Annotated in this window: 4 protein-coding genes, 1 pseudogene and 1 other annotated feature; of the genes and pseudogenes, 1 reads left to right on the forward strand and 4 read right to left on the reverse strand. The window is 36.1% G+C overall.

Translation table 11 applies throughout. The features are described 5' to 3' along the window. Positions 1-77 precede the first annotated feature (77 nt). From HLH16_RS07410 to HLH16_RS07430, 4 genes are all read right to left on the reverse strand, one after another. Positions 78-1,361 carry an McrC family protein gene (locus HLH16_RS07410; protein WP_171528858.1) on the reverse strand — a complete coding sequence of 428 codons (1,284 nt, stop codon included), beginning with the start codon at positions 1,359-1,361 and terminating at the stop codon, positions 78-80. A gap of 12 nt (positions 1,362-1,373) precedes the next feature. Continuing rightward, the gene (locus HLH16_RS07415; protein WP_250850249.1) at positions 1,374-3,926 is read right to left on the reverse strand and encodes a DUF8426 domain-containing protein; all 2,553 of its coding nucleotides are present in this window, start codon (positions 3,924-3,926) and stop codon (positions 1,374-1,376) included. A gap of 534 nt (positions 3,927-4,460) precedes the next feature. Next, positions 4,461-4,931: a hypothetical protein gene (locus HLH16_RS07425; protein ID WP_171528859.1), complete on the reverse strand. Its 471-nt coding sequence runs from the start codon at positions 4,929-4,931 to the stop codon at positions 4,461-4,463. Positions 4,932-5,069: 138 nt separating this feature from the next. Continuing rightward, positions 5,070-5,471 (reverse strand): hypothetical protein, encoded by a 402-nt coding sequence (locus HLH16_RS07430; protein WP_171528860.1) that lies wholly within the window; start codon positions 5,469-5,471, stop codon positions 5,070-5,072. Between the two features lie 418 nt (positions 5,472-5,889). On the opposite strand from HLH16_RS07430, the pseudogene HLH16_RS07435 reads away from it, so the two are divergent. Further along, positions 5,890-6,525: pseudogene (locus HLH16_RS07435) on the forward strand (IS3 family transposase); the annotation flags it as partial. Beyond that, positions 6,165-6,281: a sequence feature (AL1L pseudoknot), on the forward strand. Its footprint overlaps the pseudogene before it by 117 nt.

The following is a 6,525-nucleotide window of genomic DNA, read 5'->3' on the forward strand; positions in this document are numbered from 1 at the left end:
AGTAATCAAAATCTTACTTAATGGGTATCTATGTTGAGTTTGGCACAAAACATTACATCTAACCCCAGGCAAAGTAGCTACAAAATTTTAAAACTTTCTGGCTCGTCTAGATTAAAAGGCACAACTTTCAGCCTTGCTCCTTGCGTTTCCCTAAAACCAAAATCATCTAATGGCTGATCAAACTTTCCTGCTCGATACGGATACACCAAAATCACTTCACTTTCATGTTTCAGATAATAGTGGCTATACGCAAACATCTGCTGAATATCACTATCTTTTAAACCATACCGTCCACCACGATCATTCTGATCTATCAGCTTCCACTTGGTGTCCATAACAATATTTTTCGCATTAGCTTGAGAACGATCAATAAAAATATCGGGCTTTAACTTAAATATCTTACTCTTTTGATGCTCACAAATATGCTCAGTCGCATGCTGTGTTTTGACCTGATGTTCAGGCAATCCACGGCGCAAATGATAAGCCACAAAATGCTCAAACAGCTTTTCCATAGGAAATAACAAACTCATACCACGCCATTCACCTTGTGTAGATACAGGCATATATTCACCTAAGATCAGCTCTGTCCATGGCTTGATTTCATCATACAGGGCAAGTAACCGCCCTGATTGCCATTGTCTAAAATCCTGCTGAATCTTTTGACTTCGTGGGATTTCACTGGTCATCAAGCGTAGTTCTTGTGCCAACTTCCAATTGTTCGCATCCTTGGTCTTTTTACAGACTAGTTCCAATGCTGTGCGAATCAACCGATTCTCAGGACGATTCACTTCATAGACATCATGCTCAATCGGAAATATATGTTTCTTTGCAGGTGGCTGACGCATGTATTTCACATGCTGTAATTGCCCACGTAAAAACTTTTGGTCCTCTTGCACACGATTATAGTCAAAACGCAGACCACGTTGTACTAAACGCTCAAATGAAGCGAGAAACTGCGTCATGATCCATTCATGCAAAGGCTGTTTAAAGCGATTTAAATTGGCACTTCCTGCTTCTCTATAAGGTAAGTGCAAAGATACACTCAGCATTTTTTGCAAGAGTTTACGCTCTTCTAAAATAATCCCTTGATCATTTGTACCACTCAGCTCCACATGCTTTGGTAGGATTTCTATACGTGTGCCACACGGCGTTTCAATTACGCCTACATATTGGTCTAGCTTTAGCTTTCTACGTCCTGCCAGCTCAAATACTTTTGCGCCGTGTTTAGAGAAAGATGCTGAGAGCTCACATAGATGCTCAAATGCTTTTTCAGGAATATAAACATGGTCTAGGCTAGACGAAGGGCAGCCTTTATAAGCAACACTGATGAAGGCATATTCTCGAACTGTAAAATCAGGCATAGATATCCCCGATTAGTGCTTAATGATCTTGGCGAAACTTTCAATTGAATCAAATGTAGAATCAACTAATTCCCAGGTCTTTTGATCTTCATAGAAACCATCTGTTTCCGTATCCACATTTGGGAATAGAGTCATTCGTTCTACCGATTTTGCTTTCAACATACCGTTGGCATTCAAGATCATATTGATCTTAGACCAATCATCAAAGAAGTATTCTTGAAGTTGTGGAATAATTTTTTGCTTAAAAATATCTGCGAGATTTTTCAAGGTTGGCTGATCTTTCAATGACATAAAATTAGCATGACCAATGCAATGATCACGATCCAGCAGGACTTCAATACGTTGATTAATGACCGTCAGTAACTGTTGAATATCTACGTCTTCGACATTCACATCATTTAGTAATTCTGGCTTTGGTGGCATTTCAATAAAGGTAAATCGACGGCGCAATGCAATATCCAAACCTGTCAGCGAACGGTCAGATGAGTTCATTGTGCCAACGAGATAAACATTGTCAGGTACTGAAAATTCTTCTTTGGAATATGGTAAAGTCAACGAGAGTTCTTCTTCTGCACCTTGGCGTTTTGAGTCTTCAATTAAAGTAATTAGCTCACCAAAGATACGGGAAATATTACCTCGGTTGATTTCATCAATCACCAAGACATATTTTTTATGCTCAGCAGTAACTTCATAAGTAGTATTCAAAATATTCTTTAATTTTTGAATATTAATAGCATTAGCTAAGTTATATATCGTTTGCTGTGAAAGTACTTTATCGAATAACTGCTCAACAGCTAGGCTAGGTTGGAATGTTTTTAACCATTTTATTTCTCTTTTCTGCACATAATCAGGAGTATTCTCTCTATCTGACAAAAGTGAATAATCTCCTACGATTTCAGCAATAGCACGAAATTTATGATTACCTTCTGAGACAATAACTAAATCTCCTTTTTGCATTTTATTTTTAAAGTCATTTACGAATCTAGATGCCGATGGATACTTTTTCCTGTACTCACTATAACCGCTATCATCCATAAGTTTTTCAATCTGCTTTTTATTGTGGGCTATACTGAAATCTAAATCATCTCCCCAACCCAATAAGACACAATCATTTTGCAAACAGTATTGGTAAATTTCCTCATCTGCTCCTGCACGCCCTAATGACATTTTCCAAACTTGATTCTTTTTCTCATCAAATTGTGAATCATGATTTTCAATGATTGATTTTGTCATAGCTGCATCGCATAAAGACTTAAATACACCTGCAATTATAGGATATTCAATATGCTTAGCTCCTTCACTGTCTTCTAGACTCTCAGCACGAATCCCTTCTACAAAATCCTCATAGCTAAAGCTTTGATGAAAAGTCACAAATTTGATTTGACCTTGAGCTTTATATTCATCAAACCGTTTTTTGAGCGCCGTGCGATCTTCATCCTCTAATATTTCAAGAGTTTTATTTTCAATAATGGATAGTGCATGGTTAATTGTATGGAATGTCTTACCTGTACCTGCAGCGCCAAATAAGATACGGTTTAAAGGTTGTTGAGTCATGACTTCATCCACTAATTCTTCAGTTTGCTGTTTCTTTTGTTTGTTATCCAGATAACCTTTTTTTACCATTGCAAAAAGCTTTTCTACATAAGGGAAAAATTCCTGTTCGCCCTTATCAGCCAATAAAAGAGGTAAAAACTCTGGAAGTGGTAATTTAGGGTATAGATGATCATAGCCAATACGTTTTGTATTCACCTTACTCACAATTGGAATGATGAAAGGATCGTTAAAATCCTGATATAAAAATGCAATCATCCACTTCAGTCCTTTAGTAAACTGAATTTTGTCAATTGCCTTTAAATCACGGCGCTGAGAGGCATCTACTATATCGAGTATTTCTTTTTTAAGTTTTAGGAAGGCCTGCTCTAAATCATCCCCGAGTCTTTTATTCCAAGAATAAGGTTTTTGGTTATGATATTTATCATTATCCCCTAGGCCTATAGGTTCCCAAATATCAAAATAACAAGCAAAGGTTGGATCGCCTTGGGTTGGATCAAAACTATCAATTTGCGTAATAAAACATTCTATATTTTTAGCCTGATGATAGTCTTCAATGGACATGTTCTTGAGACGATCAATTGGCCAACCCTTTAAAAACTCTTTAACTTTACGATCAAGCACCGTAGTCTGATCACTACTTTCCTCATACCAATCACAAAAATTTTCTAATTCATTTAAATTACTGATAATCACTGAGAATGCTTTATTTCCAACCTGTAATGTTTTTGCATGTGTGGAGAGATGATGGTGTCGTGTATCAGTTTCTAAATATTCCTTCTTAATTGTTAATTTTATTTCTTCTGGAGGCTGAGCATCACAAATTATTACTGGAGTTTTAGATTCTGGATCTAAAGCTAATTCTCTTCCTAGAGGTGTTTTAAATGCCGCTATATGAACTGTTCCTGAATAGGTATTAGGATACCTATCTTTTAGATACTCTACAGCTTGGGCTGCAGTCAAACTCTGATTTTTATAATCGACAGGCAACAAGCCTTGTCCATTCAAACTCATGCCAAATTCAAATGCGTATTTCTGCAACTCACATAACCAATCCGTGAATTTATAATCAGCAGAATTCTTAGAAGAAAATTCAAAACAGAAATTTGGATCATTGTCATAAATAAAATCTGCTAGAGCTTGAATGACTACCAATTTGAAAAAGAATTCACCATTCTCATTATTTCCTAAATGGCTCACTAATAGAAAGTCTTTTACCCTACCTGTTAAAATAGGCTTAATACCAAATCCAAGATAGCCATATTTACCACTTCCTGCATGATAGATGTCTATATTAGGAAATACAGTCCGTATATCGTTGAGTGCTTGCCAAAACCATTCTATTTCAGCATCTTCTAATTTTTCTAAAAAAAGTTGAATACGATCGACTTCAAATTTAACCTTCAGTTCTTGCAAATCCACTATTAATTACCTATTTTATTTCATAAAAACTTAATTTACTAAATCACTTTCACATCAATGAGAATATTAACCTTTCATTAATATTCCTCACTGTAACTCTTTCAACCAATTCAATTAATTTTTCTTTTAAAATTTTTTCCAAGCCTTAGCCAATGCCACCCAAGCTTTACTTTCTTTTAACCAGATACGTCTACAAAACTCTGTCAGATCATAAAATTGCTGGTCAGTTTCTTTTGAGACACCATGAGCCCAATGCCCTTCGTATATACGACCTGCCAATTCCAGAATTCTTTCTGCAAGTACACGATGTTCATCTATAAATCGCTGTTCCGTTATGTATTGCTGCGCAAATTCGCGCAGGTAACAATCAGAATGTTCTAAAGCTTCTTCCGTCTCCCTTACCCACAATTTGAAACAGAGATCTCCACTTAAACAATCAATAAGCTGTTTAAAGTCATTTAGTTTTTTAGTAAAAGTGATATTGGCTTTTACAGTATTGTGAAATGATGGTGGGAGTCCTTCAATGTCATAAAAATCAATCTGTAAGCTGTATAAATAATCATTAAAAAATCTATTGTTTTGTACGACGTTTAACACAAAATTCCCCTCAATTTATTTCGTATATACGACAAAAATGCATCTGGCATATTTAACACATTTAAGTTTTAAATCTTTTGTATCTTCAATAACTTTTTAATCATCAGCCGCTTTAGATTCTCAGATATTTTAGCGATGTTAATCATTAAAATTGTTCTCTACATACACATAAAAATCATTTCCTACACGCTCGTATTTAAAGGCGATCGTGTTGCGACTCATCCATCGCTTTAAAAGTTTTTCGTAGACATTTGCTTTTTTAACGGAAGTCGCACTAAAGCTCCAATAACGAATACCGTGCTTATAAATCAGTTCTTCAACTCTCTGACTAATCGCAGTAAATACTTTTAATGCGGGTAACTTTAGGTTGAGATCTTCATATATAGGATCATCTCTAAATAAGGCTAACTCTGGATGCTTACGATAATTGATCTGGACTCGAGCACGTGGTGGTCTATTTAAAGAGAATGAAAAACTGTAATGGTCAAATTTGAGTATGTAATGTAATCCATCAATCACTAAATCCTCTTTCAAAATCATACGATATCCTTCGCAAAATGATGACGAAGAAAATTATTGTAGATCCCCATTAAAATATCTTGATCTTCTGATGTTTGAAATGAACTGTCGAAAAAATCACGATCAGTCGAATTACATAATTGAAAAAAGTGTTTTGAGCAAGGTGTTAATTTTTTACGTTTACAGTAGGCAAAGTATTTACTAGCATCCTCAAATAAAATCCACCACTCCTGCGGACTACCAATTTGGCTCCCTCCCATCGGATGCAAGTGATCGAATAGTACATTCAGTAAATATTGAAAGTTAAAGCACATACTTCTGTATTCAAATGTTGGATATTCAGAATCCAGACCCAAGGCATTTACATGCTGATGAATTGCATAAGCCTCTGAACCGTACCGGGTTTGTCGGAGAGTCAATATTCTGAGAGACTATCCCGATGACAAAATTAAAATATACCCCTGAAATCAGAGAAAGAGCGGTTCAATTATTGATTGAATCTGAAAAAGATTATCCTTCTACTTGGGCTGCAATCACAGCAATTGCGCCTAAGATCGGTTGTACTCCTGAAACACTTCGTGCCTGGCATCAAAAGCATTTAGATCAGCAAAATCCTATTAAAGTACAACAGATATCTGATCAAGAAAAAATGAAGCAAATGGAACGTGAAATTAAAGAATTAAAGCGTGCCAATGAAATTCTACGTAAAGCAGCGGCTTTTTTCGCCCAGGCGGAGCTCGACCGCCCATACAAATAATGGTGGATTTTATCCATAACAATAAAGATCGATATGGTGTTGATGCGATTTGTAGGATTTTACCGATCGCAGCTTCAACCTATTACCGAACTTTAGATCTCGCTGACAATCCAGAACATCGAGCGAAACGAGATCTACATGATGAGCATCATGCTGAACAAATTAAACGAATTTGGAAGGAAAGTTCAGGTCGATATGGTGTACGTAAAGTCTGGCAAAAATTAAAACGTGAGGGTTATGTTATTGCACGTTGTACAGTTGCTCGATTGATGCAAAAGCTAGGTATACAAGGTGTTTGGCGTGGTAAGAATAAACAAA

Origin of the sequence: Acinetobacter sp. ANC 5378 (assembly GCF_013004315.1) — a bacterium.
GTDB lineage: Bacteria > Pseudomonadota > Gammaproteobacteria > Pseudomonadales > Moraxellaceae > Acinetobacter.

Bases quoted from the DNA above. Each gene is read 5' to 3' on its own strand.
- HLH16_RS07410 (WP_171528858.1), bottom strand. From the start codon at position 1,361: ATGCCTGATTTTACAGTTCGAGAATATGCCTTCATCAGTGTTGCTTAT.
- HLH16_RS07415 (WP_250850249.1), bottom strand. From the start codon at position 3,926: ATGAGTTTGAATGGACAAGGCTTGTTGCCTGTCGATTATAAAAATCAG.
- HLH16_RS07430 (WP_171528860.1), bottom strand. From the start codon at position 5,471: ATGATTTTGAAAGAGGATTTAGTGATTGATGGATTACATTACATACTC.